This is a genomic window from Vibrio sp. 10N.222.55.C6 (assembly GCF_041473395.1).
Lineage (GTDB): Bacteria > Pseudomonadota > Gammaproteobacteria > Enterobacterales > Vibrionaceae > Vibrio > Vibrio crassostreae_C.
On record NZ_JBFRSD010000046.1, the window covers coordinates 1 to 14,192 of the forward strand.

Genomic DNA, 14,192 nt, shown 5'->3' on the forward strand with positions numbered 1-14,192 from the left:
TTGCTTCCACTGTTGAATCGTTTCCTCATCAATCCAGAATGTCAGTGAGCCACGATTGATTAGGGCTTGGTTATATTGTTTCCAGTTAGTTGTTCTGTAGCGAGGCTTTGGCATTGCTCTAAGTATGTGAGTGAACTTAGATGATCTGATCGTAGCTTTAAGCATTAGTTCCCTGATTTAGGAAACAAAGCCACTTGAACGTTTAATTCAACGACTTCACATCCAAGTCGATTACAATAAACGTTTATACATCGATAAACTTCTTTACCTACATTGTTTTTCAAAATCCTAAATCGATACTTTGCTGTACACACTATGTGATATTGACATCTCCAAAATACGTGGGAAGCTTGATTATATCTGCTCATGTTATTTGTCCTCTTTGACTTCGCTAAAAATCAAGGGAGCATTTAACATGGGTAGAACTACAGGCAAAACCAAACTGAATGATAACCACCTACTGAAGTAGGTGGTTTAGGCCTGAAAATAAAAAAGCGCCTGACAGCGATTTATTTAAACGTCTCTAACCCAAACATCTTTAACATGTTGCTTAAGTAAATCAATCACGCTTTGGTGAATAAAAACCAAGCCATAATCTTCTTCTAATTTGAAGATCAGCCTTTCTTCTAGTGGAATGCTCTCTAACTTAGAGAAATCAAACTCAGTATTTTCAACATCGATCCAATTAAGCTGACCAAACTGCTTTTCTTGATTGGTCAATTTGTACGTCTGGTGGATGTATGGCATTCGATAGTCTTCATATACCTTGATTTGATCATCCGACGGTTGGCTTGGAGAACAATCCACACGAGCATCTAACCATTCCACACCGTGCACCACTAATTGTTCAACTTTTTCAGCGATATCATCGATAATAAATAATTTTGGAGAGAAGGTCATTTCCAGCAACAAATCTGGCTCTACAGGTACAATTGGCTTAGGGCTTTGTTGGAGTTGGAAATTAGCTAAAGATTGTTTAGTTAATACTTGATATTCATCATTCATGAATGGTCTACCTTAAAACTTTGGAGCTAGGTCATTTATATCTATTTTATTTTTTCTCAAAATATCGAATTCCGTTACCGAATCAACAACGTCAAACAACTCTTCACAAAAAAACATTGCTGTCTCAGCACCTTTCACTCTAAATGCAACTCTATTTTCTAAAGGAATTTGTTTTAGCTTTTCTTCTGATAAAAACAATTCATGGACTATGGGCTCACCACTTCTTGGAGATATTTCAATATCTGAGCGATCTTCATCTAAAATATCGATAATGTTGTTGATTGCTATAATATATCGATTTTTGACACTTCCATCTTCGAGATCGAGTTGTGAAGGATAATACTCAACACCGTAAGGGTCGAAGCTCATTAACGCTTCAGCAAATTTAGCGCTTACCGATAAATCACCACAATCAACAATCGGTCCAACTTTTTTGATACTTCCCCCCTCACTATCCAACCATACAATCGGATTTACCGATGAAGTAGGATGATAATGGTTCGTACTATACAACGATTCTCGATCGTCAACAGGTACAAAGTTCACACTAGATGTGAAATAATTTTCGGAGATTAATGAGAAATACATATACGCCCTACTTTATTTTTGCTCTTTGATCGTTTTTAATCGACGCCCACTGTAGCAAAAAGCTTTTACCTCTAATTTGCTAGGAGCGCTATCTAGACTATTAAAATGTACTCGGTTGGTCATTGAAGCTGCTTCACTGCACATCTCACATCCGCTTTCTCCCGGTGCAAAATGAGCCCCTCTCTGTAAGAGTAATAATTTATTTCGACTAATCTCACCTAGTATATCTATTGATAGATCGTCCAACTTAGCAGTAAATCGTTCTTTATTCGTTCTACAGCTTAGCCCCTTAAGAGCACGCGCCAACTTTACACCTACCACTTTATGATACCCATTTAGAACATCGATTACTGCAATATCGTCCTCTAGGACCTTTTTCTTTTCTCTGTCATTTTCAGCCAACATTTCTTGATCCAGCTTGCTTTGTAAGCCGGCAATGGAAACTCCTAAAGACTTCTCATAATGAGTTACTATTGCGTTGTCTTTATGACTAGATCTATGTAATGGCATTTGATAGTGACAAGCGATTTTATCCTGCATCGGCAAAATAACTAGATTCCAAAGGTGATTCACATCATAGCCTTTGTAAGTGATTTGTTTTCGACGATAACTAGAAAGCCTTCGTGTAGCATCACATGAAATAATATGGTGTGATGCTACAGCCCTATTCATAAAGTTTAGTGGATGCTTCTTTTTAACTGCAGAGTCACGAAGGCTACGCGAACGAATATAGCGACCTTCATTTTCTCTAATACCCATTTTAGCCCCTTACTGTTTTATTTTACTAGCTTCAGCACACTGGCCAATTTTTTTGCCAGCAAGACGACGACAAATCTTACACCGAACAGGATTCTTACCTTTCTCTTCATTTGTCTTACTCGAATTTCTTCCAGATTGCGCCGATTGACCAGTATTGTGTTTCACTTTTGCTGGGTATGCTCTCTCACCTTTACCCAAAACTCGAGCGAATAACTGGTCAAACTCACCCATCGCTTCTTTTAGTTTATCCGGCACCATCTTATCGATGATTTTCACTTCGTCGACCAATTTTAAGAAGTATTCTGCTAGTTCATCCGCACCCATTCTGTTGGCGTATGAAGCCAACTCGGTGGCCACTTCAATACAGGGTTTTAGAACATCCGATACAATGTTGCTAGCCTGTTTGGCGTAATCAACCCATTTTAGGGTACGTAAGAACTTTTCCGGGTCACCTTTACCCATCCCACGCAGTACCGCAAGTAATGTGTCTTTTGATGTACCCTTCCCGCCTTTCAAAGCGACTTTACATGTACCTTTAACTGCACTACCAAACGTTGGAATACAGCCAATCAAAGTCAAAGACAGTGCCAACCAATTTTCTGGCTTATCTCGTTCTTCTTCACTTAATAGTGTCATGATATTTGCTGAAAGGTCTCGTACATCTGCTGCTTGGTCTACGACGGGGATCATTGTCAGCGCTGTGTTTGCAATGATTTGCTCTACCGATGCATCATCATTAAAGTCACCTAAAATTACTCCCCAGACCCAGCTGGCAGCGCCAGACATTCTCTTCCAGGAGTTTTCCCAAAAACCAACCTCGCCTCGCTTTGCTTCTTCAATAATTAATTGAGCATTCGCATTTGGGTTGAAATTAGGGTTAGTTTTAGTTGGGATGTTTGGCATGAATTCGCGACTATCTTCACCATAGTCAATGTTAAATTCACCAGGTGCAACCCCACTCACCGAAGCTTTGCCTACATTATCTAATGTACCTTCAAAGGAAGCGCCGGTTTGATCAATCAGTTTATATGTAGCCCCTTGAACAGGTTCTCCATCAGAATAAGAAAGAAACAGGTCTACCGTATACGTCCCTTCTTGCTCTTCTGTCACAGAAACCGAAGGGTTTTGAGCACCGCCTAAACACATGGTGTTGGCTTTATTCATGGTCATTTGATCAGAAAGGCGGCATACACCGACACCTTCGAACTTAACGGTAGGAGAAGCTGATATGAATTCGGCCTCGGCTTCAATAGTGCCAGAAGCTACGCCCTTTTTATCACCACCGGCATCACCAGTACTGGCGCTGAATTTACTGCCTTTAATAGCAATGCTGTTACCGCCATCCATAGAGACAGTCGTGGTGCCTCCCGCTAAATCGGCAGACTTTGCATTGTTACCATAAGGGATAGGAACAACAGGTTTGCCGACTGTTGTTAAACAAACATCAGGGAGTGTTGCGTTCGCTTCTCCTCCTGAGCCTTGATGAACTACGCTGAGTCCATTCGCACAAACTGTTACGCCCATAGTAAATCCAATTAAATTCCAATAGATGTATGATAAAAGAGATCGCAGGCTGCAATCTCTCTAAGTACGCAGTGAAAATGAAGGATGAGACTGTTACTTCGAGTCTATTTTTAAAAACGGACAGAAGATCTCACAATTAAATCTAATGCTATTGATAAACATCCAGTAACTGCTGAAATTTTAGGTCAATGACCAAGTAAGTCGCGGCATACATAACACCAAAGATCACAGTACTGACGCCAATAATCAACTTAGGGGAAATAACGCGTTTGAGCGGTTTCTTTAAATACTTCGCCTTTAAGTTAACTAACGTTACTTTTTCCTGTTCGGCTAAACGCTCGTCTCGGACTAAGCGATAAATTGTGTTTCCTATCTCTGAAAGCTTTTCGTTACCACGCTCTTCTCGGCCGTACTTGCCTTTGAACCCAAGTTGAAGCAATAAATAAAGGAATTCGATAACGTGTCTGTATTTTCGTGGATCAGCTTTCAAGCGCTCTAAAATAGTAAAAAACTTATCGCCACCCGATGTTTCGTTATGGAACTCCGACAATAAGCTATTGGTACTCCAATGGCTGTTTGCCCCCCACTCTTGCCTACACACAGATTCATCTATTGCAGCACATAAGCAATAGCGTATGACTAATATTGATGCCCGATCCAACTCCATTTCATTGAGCTTTCGTTCACCTTTGCGAATTTCTCGCGCAACTTGTTCTCTAAAAGGGCCAGGATCGTCCAACCAAGGAATCGAAGACATACATGAGAGACTGGCTATTAACCAGGTAAACTGATCGACCAACGGGTTAACCCCCATGCTCTCGACGTTTAGGTCTCTTACCGCAATATTTCTAGATAAATCAGGTGCAGGCATAACCTCCATTGGTTTGCCTGGTTCTGGTTGAAATAGTACTACGGTGACGTCGTTTTCGGCGTAACTCATAAACGTACAGCCCAAAGCTGTAGTGATAAGTTCGCGAAGTCGCCAGCAATATGGACAGCGATTGCTGCCGTGTTATTCAATGCATTCCATTCGTCACTCGCTTTATCAAGCTCAAAATAGGTATAGCCAGCATGATAAGGCAACGCTCTAGGTACGACTGGCATTGGTTTCATTTCAATGCCCGGCAATTGTAAGTTGATTAGATCGCGAATATTGTCGATCGAACCAATCTTAGTTTGGCTCACAAATTGTGTATGTAAAATATCAAGCGGTACGTCTGCTTTAACAGCAAGAATAAACGTCGTAGATTCGACAATTTTACTGTCTGGAATTGCTGCAGTTCGAATTCCATAGCTTTGCTCTCTCAATGTTAAAGGTATTGCACGTTGTTCTGACATAACACTTAATGTCATTTTCGCGCTATCAAGCGTACGAGATAAACAATCGGTCAGTTGGCTATGGTTGTATTTTGTAAACTCTTGTGGTCTACGAGATGCGGAACACAGTGTAGATAATTCACCTTCCGCTTGTAACAGGATCCGATAAAATGACTCTGGGTGAACGCCTTCAACACTTGCAAAATGCCAGAACAACGGCTCATAACGATTCAAAGCTTGTAACAACATAAAATCAGCAACAGATGACACGCCCTGTTGGTCAACCACGCCTAAACGCTGAACAATCGATTCGGCTCTGTGTTTAAGCATTGACGCGAATTCCGTCGCGAACTTGCTCAAAACTGTAGATGCGTGAATATCAATGCACGTCGGAATATAGTTGTCATCCAGAATGATGCTTCCGTCTGGCTTCACTTCCGAAATTTTCAAAATGGGAATTGATGTATATGCGCTCTTATCTTCATGATCGTACATTAAGAAAAAGTTAAGCTTACCCACCACAATACTTGCCATATCTTCTGATTCATAACATGCATCTACGGCTTCTTGGGTTTCCATGTTATAGCGAGCACCGTCTCCATTTCCGCCAAAGAGTTCAGATCGTTCTGATGGCAGTGGACAGCATAAATACACCACTTTATCCGCAATAGAAGGGTCAACATCTCTTACTTCTGGAAGCTCAGCAAGAAGCGGTAAATCAAATGGAGTACGGTCTTGTAAGATACCTTCTGCTCGTGTGATCCCGATTTTGCCAAGTGCCAGTAGCTCAGTGTTAATCTCAATTTTTTTCACTCCCCAGTGTAAGGGAGAGCTATTAGAGCTAAGCATGTTAGATAACTTGCCTTGAGACCTATCGAGTTGCTGAAAGTGTTGAGGCTTCATGAACATACCATCTTGCCAAACAACTGGGTTATATAAAGACATTCGTCAGTTCCTTAAAAATACGTCTGTTCAATACCGCGAGTATTGTTCGAAGATAATTCACTACCCTCTACTTTTAATCTCAGAAAGTACTCACTTTTTTCTTCGATCACTTCAACCTTCCGCCAAGACGAGCCATTGATATCGCGGAATGCGACAGAAAAACCCAATGCTCTAGTTGTTGGGTCTAACTCTAGAATCTCGTGCAACTTGTCTCCTGGTTGCAGCTGATATTCGTACCGTTTAATGTATTCATCCCCCAAGGAGGCCTTATCATTTTCGAACAAAGCGAAGAAGTCCAAACTACGGAACATAACTGGAGACGTTAATTCGTGAACTCTCAGAATTACTGGGGACGATTGACCTTGGTCACGAACATTGAGGTGTTCTGAAGCTTCGATAACAAGTTCAATCGAAGAAGTCTCAGGAGTTATCCCTGAGGACTCTTTGAACTGCTCCCACATAGAACAACCTGATAATAGAAACAAGGTAATGGGGATTATAAGTTTACGCATGATCAGCTTTTGCAACCTTACTGTATCTGTCTTTCATCAACGCTTTAAATGTCGACTCATTGAATTGTCGAGTATTCTGCTCATAATGTTCGCTGTACTTTTGCCATAGCTTTGACTTACTAAGGAAGCGCGTTTCCTGGCTTAAAGTGTTTGCAAACTGCTGAGGATCATTCACTTTTAGTTGCTCCAATACCAAATCGTTAATTGCCTTCGCATATAAGGTATCGTGCTCGCTAAGTTCATCCAGTATCTGTTCAATTAGCTCATTTGGAGCCAATAGATTTTGACTATTTAGCGTTAACATCAATGTAGTTAGGCTAAGATCATTGTGAGCAAAGGAGCTTTCGTCAGTAAGCTCTTCAACACTCTGTAAATCTTTGTACAAATTATCGATACACAATCGCAAACAAGCGCCCATTTGTTTAAAAAATAAAGCGTCATGTTTCGTGTCAGACTCTAAATCAACACCCAGTCCTTCAAAGAATGCATGTGTTACATTTTCATGTTCGTAAGAAGTTTCACTCAATGCGGTATTACTCTGAGTTCTACTCTCACTTTCAACAGGCTGCTCTTGTGGTTCGGTATGAGGGACAAACTCTTGTGTCACCTCTTCCCACTTGTGGCTTTGTATATTTGCGGAATTAGGGATAATAGTAACAGGCGGTACTTTTGTCGGTTTACGCTTGGGAACATCTGAACTGCCGGTAAGCGTATCTGACTTAAAATCGGTACCTTCAATGTTTGTTGGTTTTAAACGGTTCGGTATCTTAGTTTGATCATCAGCGATGTCTTGAGCATTCAGGTTCGCCTGCTGTTCTTCTTCCATCCCCATCCAATCTTCAGGAATCAGACTAGGGAGGTCGAACTCAGAATGGATGCTTAAACTGTCATCAACAACTTGCCTTTGTGGTTCTATCGATGACTTCATAAGATTTTTTTTGTTACTTTCGTCTCGGACCAAATAATCATCATCTCTCTGCATTGAGAATTTTAAGTGCTCGACGGGATCATGAGTATCTACTCCATCAGGTTTCGTTTCCATGAAGAGATCTTCAAGCGCGCCTGTCTCTGCTTCTTCCTCAACAACGGATTCTTCCAAGTTCATTAAAGGGTCTGTTGAATCTCTTTCTGGCGCTATTTCAGAAGCTATGTCGTATGAAGTCGTTACCAACTCAAGAGAAATACTCACTTCATATTGTCCGAGAGAAACTCTGTCACCATCGCACAACGAAACTGGTTGATTCTTTAGGATCTTATTACCATTAACCAATGTGCCATTTGTACTCACATCACTAATGTAATAAGTGTCTCCATATATACTCAATAGACAGTGCATACCAGATATGAATCGGTTGTGATCCGTTAAAGTCACTGTACAACCTGCTTCTCGCCCTAGAGATCCACCTTCTTCAGGCATCTCGATACTTTTAGCTCCAACATATTCTTCAGGGCACTTCGAGATCACCAAAACCAATTGATTTATACGCATGAATAGCCTTTAAAACAGAAGAGAAACACTAAACTCGACACCACCTAGACCTTCGTTATAAAAAGGTAAGATGTATGAAGCTTGCGGGATTATTTGTAAATGAGCGTCTGGGTTACTTCCTAACTTGATCACACTACCAAAAGTCACAACAGCGCCAGCTTCAAATTGATCGATATCTTCAAGTTGTTCGCCGTAACGAAAGCCTTGGTCGTCAACTTTCCAACGGTTTGAGTATTGCGAGTAACCTAAAGACAAGCCTGCACCTATATAAGGTGTGAACACCGACCAGCTACCTAAAGCATACTGAGGCACAATACGAAATTCGTAATTGGTTACCTCGTTATAAACGCCATTCTTTGGAGCTTCGATATCATCTTCTGCTAAATAATTGAACCCTAACCACCAACGCCATCGGTTGTTACTTTCATCAATTGGACGTGTATGGACGAACCCGTAACGTAGAGCATCTACTTGTCCACTCGGCCCTTCATCATATTCTATAGTGTCTATGCTCAGCATATTTACTGAACCACCATATCTTTCACCCTTCGCGATTGCGATGGACGAAAAAAGACACATTGTGGATATTAGACCGATTTGACTTAGGTTTCGCATGCTTCCCTCTGAGTTCATCCATATATTAACTAGATGCGCAAGATAGCAAGTATTATGTCTTTTACAATAAGGAGACGGTCACACCCGCCATTTACGACATTATAACTAGCAAAAAAAACGATATATCTACAAGAAAATGCATTACGAATAATTACAAATAAAATTCATTTATAAAATCAAAACTATCAATAATTGAAAAATCAAACGACCAACAACCATCCAAAGAAAGAAGGTTGTTCAATACAAGAAAATTAGCATTTACAAAATTCAAAAAACCTAAAATGCCACTTTTTTATCTTTAACCTATGGCATAATCATTTAAAGCATTTTTCTAATTTAGTGTTAGTTAATATTTATGCAATCATTGACAAGAGTAATTATTAATCAATAAAGCACCACACGTAGGAATAGTTAGATTCATATTATTTCTCCCCAAAAAGACCATAAATGTGACCTTCATCACTGAAATTTTATAAAGCCTAGTCGTAAATTGTTACATTTTTTGATCTTTTTGTGAATAACGTCACATAGTGCTAAAATTAAGAATGTCGCAGTTCGGAGTTGAATTCGGGAATATAAATAAAAAACAAGCGAGGCTAAATTTATTAGTTATCGCTAAATTTCGATTTCGTTATATATACAGTTGGATATCAAGATTATGTTCTCCTCAGATTTCACAAGACGGCCTATTGACGAAGAAAAGCCTAGCGGAACTAACCCAAACGCATTAGATGATTTTACAGAGATAAAACGTCAAATTAATAACCTTAATAAGGTGACAGGGAGAGTCTCTTGGAAAAAGGTTCAGTCTCTTTCAAAAACGATACTTTCGAAAAACAGCAAAGATTTCCGTTGTAGTTGCTACTTTACTGTCGCAGCAACACATAATGATGGCTTAAAAGGTTTAGCTGAAGGACTCAGTTCTATTCTGGACTTATGCGTCGTTTATTGGTTTACCGCATATCCAGAAGTTACAAAATCAAACGCAAGGATTGGGGCGATAGACTGGATGGTTGAACACACAGAAAAACGAATAAAGTCGATTAAAACAAACCCCGACGACGTACTGCTGATCGAAACTTGCCATCGCTTATGTATGAGAATTGAAGAAGAACTAAGACTACATTACGGTATAAAAGCACCTTCATTAGGTGGGGTACGTCGAATCTTAAAGCAATGGGTTGATGAACATAAAGAGACCGAAGCAAACCTGCGCGAAGCAGAGAATCAACGAAAGTACCGAGCTCCAGAAGAAAATAAACAACCAACACCAGTGGCTCAACCATCAACCATTAAAATTGATGTGTCAAATAAGCAATCTGCAACAACATCGAAAGTCGACGATAAAACACCCTCTAATTATTTAGTCGTCTACCTGTTAGCCGGATTTCTTGCTTTAGCATTGTCCTCTCACTTCTTTTATAAGCAATACCAACTAAAAGATCTGACTAAACAAATCATCACATCTGATATCTCACAACTTAATGAAATAGCACATTCATTAAGATATGAATATGCTCCTATTTCTCAAGATGTTAGACCTAATGTCGTAAACCAATTAGACACACTAATGAAAGGTTGGGTTGCCGATCCAATCAAAGTGTATCAGATCGATATTTTAGACCGATTGACGCTTGATTTGACCAAGCTGTATCCGGACTCGTCTTCTATTCTACGATTACGCCAAGAGTTCACCAATGAACAAGAAAAGTTAAACACAGATTACGCCCAACTTCACCGACGCTTTTCTAACGCCAGGACTGTATTTGCGAATGTAATTAGAGGAAGTGAAAGTAAAAAGACAGCACGAGCTTATGAGTACAGTAACTCTCTTTTTCCATTGATTGGCCGCATTGAATATGCAGAAAAAGAACAACAACAAAAAGAACTACAGAAATCTCTTCGGATACTGAACGTCTATTTACACAAAATAAAAACCTTAGAATCAGATCTGTCAGCAAATAAACCGTAAAACTCATAAAACCGTCTTAAGACTCGGTATTACAACAAACTCAAAACAACGAAATAGGCTTATGTTAAAACACAAACTAATGAGGAACCCTGTTGTTATATCAACGGCCATTTTCCTCTTTCTTGCTGCTACGATCGCTGCAATCTATATCCTTTGGCTAGATATAACAGACAAGTTTTACCTATGGATTGCTTTAGGTGCTATAACAATTTTCTATTCGTTGTTTCAGGTAACGTTGTGGCTAAAAAAGAAAAACAACACTAAAGCCCTAAAGCTGGAAACAGAAGAAGAAGCATTAGCCATGGTCATCCGTCCGCTTCTTTCTGGTTCCAATAAAAAGTCAATCTATTTAATGATTGGCAATAAATACGCGGGTCGAACTCAGTTTCTACTTAACTCCAGTGCAATCAAGCCAATGGATCAGACTCGTACTGCAAAGAATGATTTTTTCGAATGGTATGAGTCAGACTCCGCCGTGTATATCAAACCGGATCAACGCCTATTGTTTCAAGAAGTATCAAGTAACGATAGCGCTCTGTGGAACACATTTGTAGATGAGGTCATTAAACACAAGCCTAGAAAGCCATTTTCTGGTTGCTTGTTTTTTATCGATTTTGAATTTCTAATTGTCTCTGAAACCGAACAAATCGATTACACGTTAACCGCGCTTAACCATCGATTAGAATCAGTAAGTGAAAAAACATCTTCAGCGATCCCTTTATATTTAATGATGTCTAAGCTCGACAAGCTAGAAGGATTTAAGGAATACATACACTTTAGTTCTTTAAAGACCTCGGTTGAATTTCTATCAATTCCATTAAAGGAAGCTAAAGGTGTATTTGTTGAGTACTACCATGATAGCTTCCGTAATTTAGTAAAAGTAATGGAGAGCAATGCGTTAGATTCGTCGTCTCACTCTAATGACGTTAACGAGAAGCAAGCCATATTAGCATTCCCTAAACAATTCGAATTGTGTCAGTCTGAAATTGCTTCTGTGATAGAACGACTTTCAGAACTCAATACTGGGTCTTATTCTCTTGATATCCGTGAAGTGTTTTTTATATCGAATATCCAAGGTGGTAGAAAATACAACCTATTAGCTAAGAGTTGCAGCAACTACTTTAACTTGCCGATCATTGCGTCGGAACATACTCAGTTAACAGAAACGCCCTATTTTACGCGTTTCTTAATGGACTCTCAGATCCTGCCTGAATCTGATTTCGCAGGTGAAAACAAGACTTACCTTAGGATGATCCAGAGGCAGAGCCGTCTAGCCGTTGCAGCTTCCATTATTTTACTAGGTAGTGGTGCTTACCTGTTTTCAACGACTTTAGATGACAACCTGAGAGTGATTAGTCAGCTTATTGGTATAGATGATTCACAATCGTCTTACCCAAAAGGCAATTCTTTTGAAAGTTCTCTTTCAAGTGCGATCCAAACTGTACAACCATCTTATCAAGCATGGCTTAGTGGCTCACAAGCGCTAGATAATGAACTTGTGAATATGAATGTAAGTCGTCTCGATGAAAGTACGAAAATCGCTTATAACGCCCTCATAATGCAAATTAGAAACCACTTAATGCCAGTAATTGAGCAAGGTTATCGTTTGCAACTAACACAAAATCAAGACAACGTTAATAATGCACTGCCTTTACTAAAAGGTTACTTAATGTTGAATGATCCTACAAAACGCGAGATAAAATTTCTACGTCAGCAAACGATGTCAACGCTCCAAAAACTCAGTGATCAACCAGACACGATCACGACAGTGATGAAATATTTGGACGCATATTTCCGCACTGATTTTGAACCTGTATCGATCAACATGAATATGGTGCGTGCGACAAGACGTTCTCTACTCTCTAGTTCAAATGTAGATCTTGTGTACGCCAGCTTGTTACAACAAGCAGGTGACATTGATTTAGGCACTTTGAATTTACAGCGAGCAGTCGGTTTCGACTTTAATAATGTCTTCAACGACAACTTGGATCCTCAACGATTAGAAATCGATAAAGTTTACACATCTACAGGCTTCAGTACGTTTTACCGCCCTCGCGTCGATTTAATGTCGCAACAAGTCATCACCGACAACTGGGTATTGGGTTTGTCAAACCACGTAATCCCAACAGACAAAGAACAAGAGACATTCAAGAAGCAAGTAAGAAAAAAATATACGGATGACTACATCAGTTATTGGCGAAATGCTTTAAGCGAACTAAAAGTAAAGCGTTATAACAATATAGGGGAGATTACTAACGCCATTGATCTGATCTCTGGTCCCTCTTCTCCTATGACAACCGTTCTAAAACAAGTTTATACAAACACTCAGTTTTCCCCGGTTGGACAACAGAATGCATTAATGGCCCAGGTTAACCCTAAACTTGCTGGTGCCGTAAATGCAGCACCAGAACTCGTTGAAGAACTTGTAAAGCCTGACTACTTATTAATGAAAAGAGTTGAACAAGCTTTCCACATCTTGAATCAATTACAAATTAACGAAACCCCTAACTCCCCTACACCATGGGATGAAACGATAACTGCACTGAGCAGAGTTCGTACGTATATGAAAGATATAGCAGACGCACCGGCCCCTCAAATGGCAGCGTTGTCTGCAGCACAACACCGGATGAGTAGTACGGATGCCGATCCTCTGATTCGTTTAAAACAAATTGCACAAAAATCTCCTGAGCCAGTAAGAAGTTGGCTTTTAGACGTAGTTAACCAGAGCTGGTCCGTGATGATTTCTGAATCATCAAAAGGAATACAGACTCTTTGGTATAGTGAGATCTATTCTAAGTTCAAAGAGTTAGGTTTAGGAAGGTACCCTTTTGATCTAAGTGCAACAGAAGAAATTTCGATCGAAGACTTTGAGCTGCTTTTCGCATCGGGAGGCTTGCTTGATGCATTTATCGATAAAAATTTCGCTCCTTTTTATGACACAAACCTATGGACGCCAAAACAAGTAGAAGGTGAAATTATGCCTCTCTCACCAGAACTACTTGTTCAGTTAAGAAATTACAATGTCATCAGAGATACACTAATCAACAAGAGTACAAACCGTTTGTACCTTCCATTTAGTGCGAAGGTACTTGATCTGGATTCGAGTGCGATCAGAGCAAGCTTAAAAATAGCGGACTCAAATATCAACTATTACCATGGTCCCAGCAGAATTCGTGAACTTGAGTGGCCTCCTCAAAATGGAGATTTCAATATCAGTATAACAATTCAAGATGTAACAGACGAAGGTAAACAACATGTACTGAGCAAGAATGGTCAATGGGCTATCTATCGGTTATTTGGTGACTCAACGTTAACAAATACCCATAACGGTAGCTTCGTGAGTGATATAAAAGTATCAGGCAGAGATCTGAGCTTGCGAATCACTCCTTTGACTCAGAAAAACCCGTTTACGTTAGCGGAGCTGTATAACTTCACTCTACCCGAAGCCATATAGTAAAAATACAAA

11 protein-coding genes and 2 pseudogenes are annotated in these 14,192 nt (G+C 39.8%); 2 read left to right on the forward strand and 11 right to left on the reverse strand.

What is annotated here, in order from left to right; all coding sequences use genetic code 11:
* The 11 genes and pseudogenes from AB4486_RS21410 to AB4486_RS21460 all read right to left on the reverse strand — a co-directional run.
* Positions 1 to 114 (reverse strand): annotated as a pseudogene (locus tag AB4486_RS21410) (IS5/IS1182 family transposase); the annotation flags it as partial.
* A 77-nt stretch (positions 115 to 191) separates the two neighbouring features.
* Positions 192 to 368, reverse strand: a pseudogene (locus AB4486_RS21415) (transposase); the annotation flags it as partial.
* A 145-nt stretch (positions 369 to 513) separates the two neighbouring features.
* The gene (locus AB4486_RS21420) at positions 514 to 1,005 is read right to left on the reverse strand and encodes a hypothetical protein (RefSeq protein ID WP_372118547.1); all 492 of its coding nucleotides are present in this window, start codon (positions 1,003 to 1,005) and stop codon (positions 514 to 516) included.
* 12 nt (positions 1,006 to 1,017) lie between these two features.
* Positions 1,018 to 1,593, reverse strand: coding sequence for an imm11 family protein (locus tag AB4486_RS21425; RefSeq protein ID WP_102429255.1), 576 nt, complete (start codon positions 1,591 to 1,593; stop codon positions 1,018 to 1,020).
* A gap of 12 nt (positions 1,594 to 1,605) precedes the next feature.
* A complete protein-coding gene (locus tag AB4486_RS21430) occupies positions 1,606 to 2,352 on the reverse strand; it encodes an AHH domain-containing protein (RefSeq protein WP_372118549.1) in 747 nt (248 codons plus the stop codon).
* 9 nt (positions 2,353 to 2,361) lie between these two features.
* On the reverse strand, positions 2,362 to 3,876 hold the full coding sequence (locus tag AB4486_RS21435; RefSeq protein ID WP_372118552.1) for a PAAR-like domain-containing protein: 1,515 nt from the start codon (positions 3,874 to 3,876) through the stop codon (positions 2,362 to 2,364).
* A gap of 148 nt (positions 3,877 to 4,024) precedes the next feature.
* On the reverse strand, positions 4,025 to 4,816 hold the full coding sequence (gene icmH / locus AB4486_RS21440) for a type IVB secretion system protein IcmH/DotU (protein ID WP_017062571.1): 792 nt from the start codon (positions 4,814 to 4,816) through the stop codon (positions 4,025 to 4,027).
* Positions 4,813 to 6,138, reverse strand: a complete 1,326-nt coding sequence (gene tssK / locus AB4486_RS21445) for a type VI secretion system baseplate subunit TssK (RefSeq protein WP_017062572.1) — start codon at positions 6,136 to 6,138, stop codon at positions 4,813 to 4,815. The genes icmH and tssK overlap by 4 nt, the downstream gene beginning before the upstream one ends.
* Positions 6,139 to 6,149: 11 nt before the next feature.
* Entirely contained in the window at positions 6,150 to 6,650 is a 501-nt protein-coding gene (gene tssJ, locus AB4486_RS21450) for a type VI secretion system lipoprotein TssJ (protein ID WP_372058368.1), read from the reverse strand.
* Positions 6,643 to 8,139, reverse strand: a complete 1,497-nt coding sequence (locus tag AB4486_RS21455) for an FHA domain-containing protein (protein ID WP_372118556.1) — start codon at positions 8,137 to 8,139, stop codon at positions 6,643 to 6,645. The genes tssJ and AB4486_RS21455 overlap by 8 nt, the downstream gene beginning before the upstream one ends.
* Before the next feature lie 9 nt (positions 8,140 to 8,148).
* Positions 8,149 to 8,754 (reverse strand): hypothetical protein, encoded by a 606-nt coding sequence (locus AB4486_RS21460; protein WP_102333587.1) that lies wholly within the window; start codon positions 8,752 to 8,754, stop codon positions 8,149 to 8,151.
* A gap of 658 nt (positions 8,755 to 9,412) precedes the next feature.
* Between AB4486_RS21460 and AB4486_RS21465 the strand changes: the two genes are divergently transcribed.
* Together AB4486_RS21465 and tssM are read left to right on the forward strand one after the other, a co-directional pair.
* Entirely contained in the window at positions 9,413 to 10,726 is a 1,314-nt protein-coding gene (locus AB4486_RS21465) for a type VI secretion system ImpA family N-terminal domain-containing protein (RefSeq protein WP_102429258.1), read from the forward strand.
* 61 nt (positions 10,727 to 10,787) lie between these two features.
* A complete protein-coding gene (gene tssM / locus AB4486_RS21470; protein WP_372118559.1) occupies positions 10,788 to 14,180 on the forward strand; it encodes a type VI secretion system membrane subunit TssM in 3,393 nt (1,130 codons plus the stop codon).
* The last annotated feature ends 12 nt before the right edge of the window (positions 14,181 to 14,192 follow it).

What these genes read in the sequence shown, in the direction of transcription:
- AB4486_RS21420 (WP_372118547.1), bottom strand. Translation starts at nt 1,005, where the DNA reads ATGAATGATGAATATCAAGTATTAACTAAACAATCTTTAGCTAATTTC.
- AB4486_RS21425 (WP_102429255.1), bottom strand. Translation starts at nt 1,593, where the DNA reads ATGTATTTCTCATTAATCTCCGAAAATTATTTCACATCTAGTGTGAAC.
- AB4486_RS21430 (WP_372118549.1), bottom strand. Translation starts at nt 2,352, where the DNA reads ATGGGTATTAGAGAAAATGAAGGTCGCTATATTCGTTCGCGTAGCCTT.
- AB4486_RS21435 (WP_372118552.1), bottom strand. Translation starts at nt 3,876, where the DNA reads ATGGGCGTAACAGTTTGTGCGAATGGACTCAGCGTAGTTCATCAAGGC.
- icmH (WP_017062571.1), bottom strand. Translation starts at nt 4,816, where the DNA reads ATGAGTTACGCCGAAAACGACGTCACCGTAGTACTATTTCAACCAGAA.
- tssK (WP_017062572.1), bottom strand. Translation starts at nt 6,138, where the DNA reads ATGTCTTTATATAACCCAGTTGTTTGGCAAGATGGTATGTTCATGAAG.
- tssJ (WP_372058368.1), bottom strand. Translation starts at nt 6,650, where the DNA reads ATGCGTAAACTTATAATCCCCATTACCTTGTTTCTATTATCAGGTTGT.
- AB4486_RS21455 (WP_372118556.1), bottom strand. Translation starts at nt 8,139, where the DNA reads ATGCGTATAAATCAATTGGTTTTGGTGATCTCGAAGTGCCCTGAAGAA.
- AB4486_RS21460 (WP_102333587.1), bottom strand. Translation starts at nt 8,754, where the DNA reads ATGCGAAACCTAAGTCAAATCGGTCTAATATCCACAATGTGTCTTTTT.
- AB4486_RS21465 (WP_102429258.1), top strand. Translation starts at nt 9,413, where the DNA reads ATGTTCTCCTCAGATTTCACAAGACGGCCTATTGACGAAGAAAAGCCT.
- tssM (WP_372118559.1), top strand. Translation starts at nt 10,788, where the DNA reads ATGTTAAAACACAAACTAATGAGGAACCCTGTTGTTATATCAACGGCC.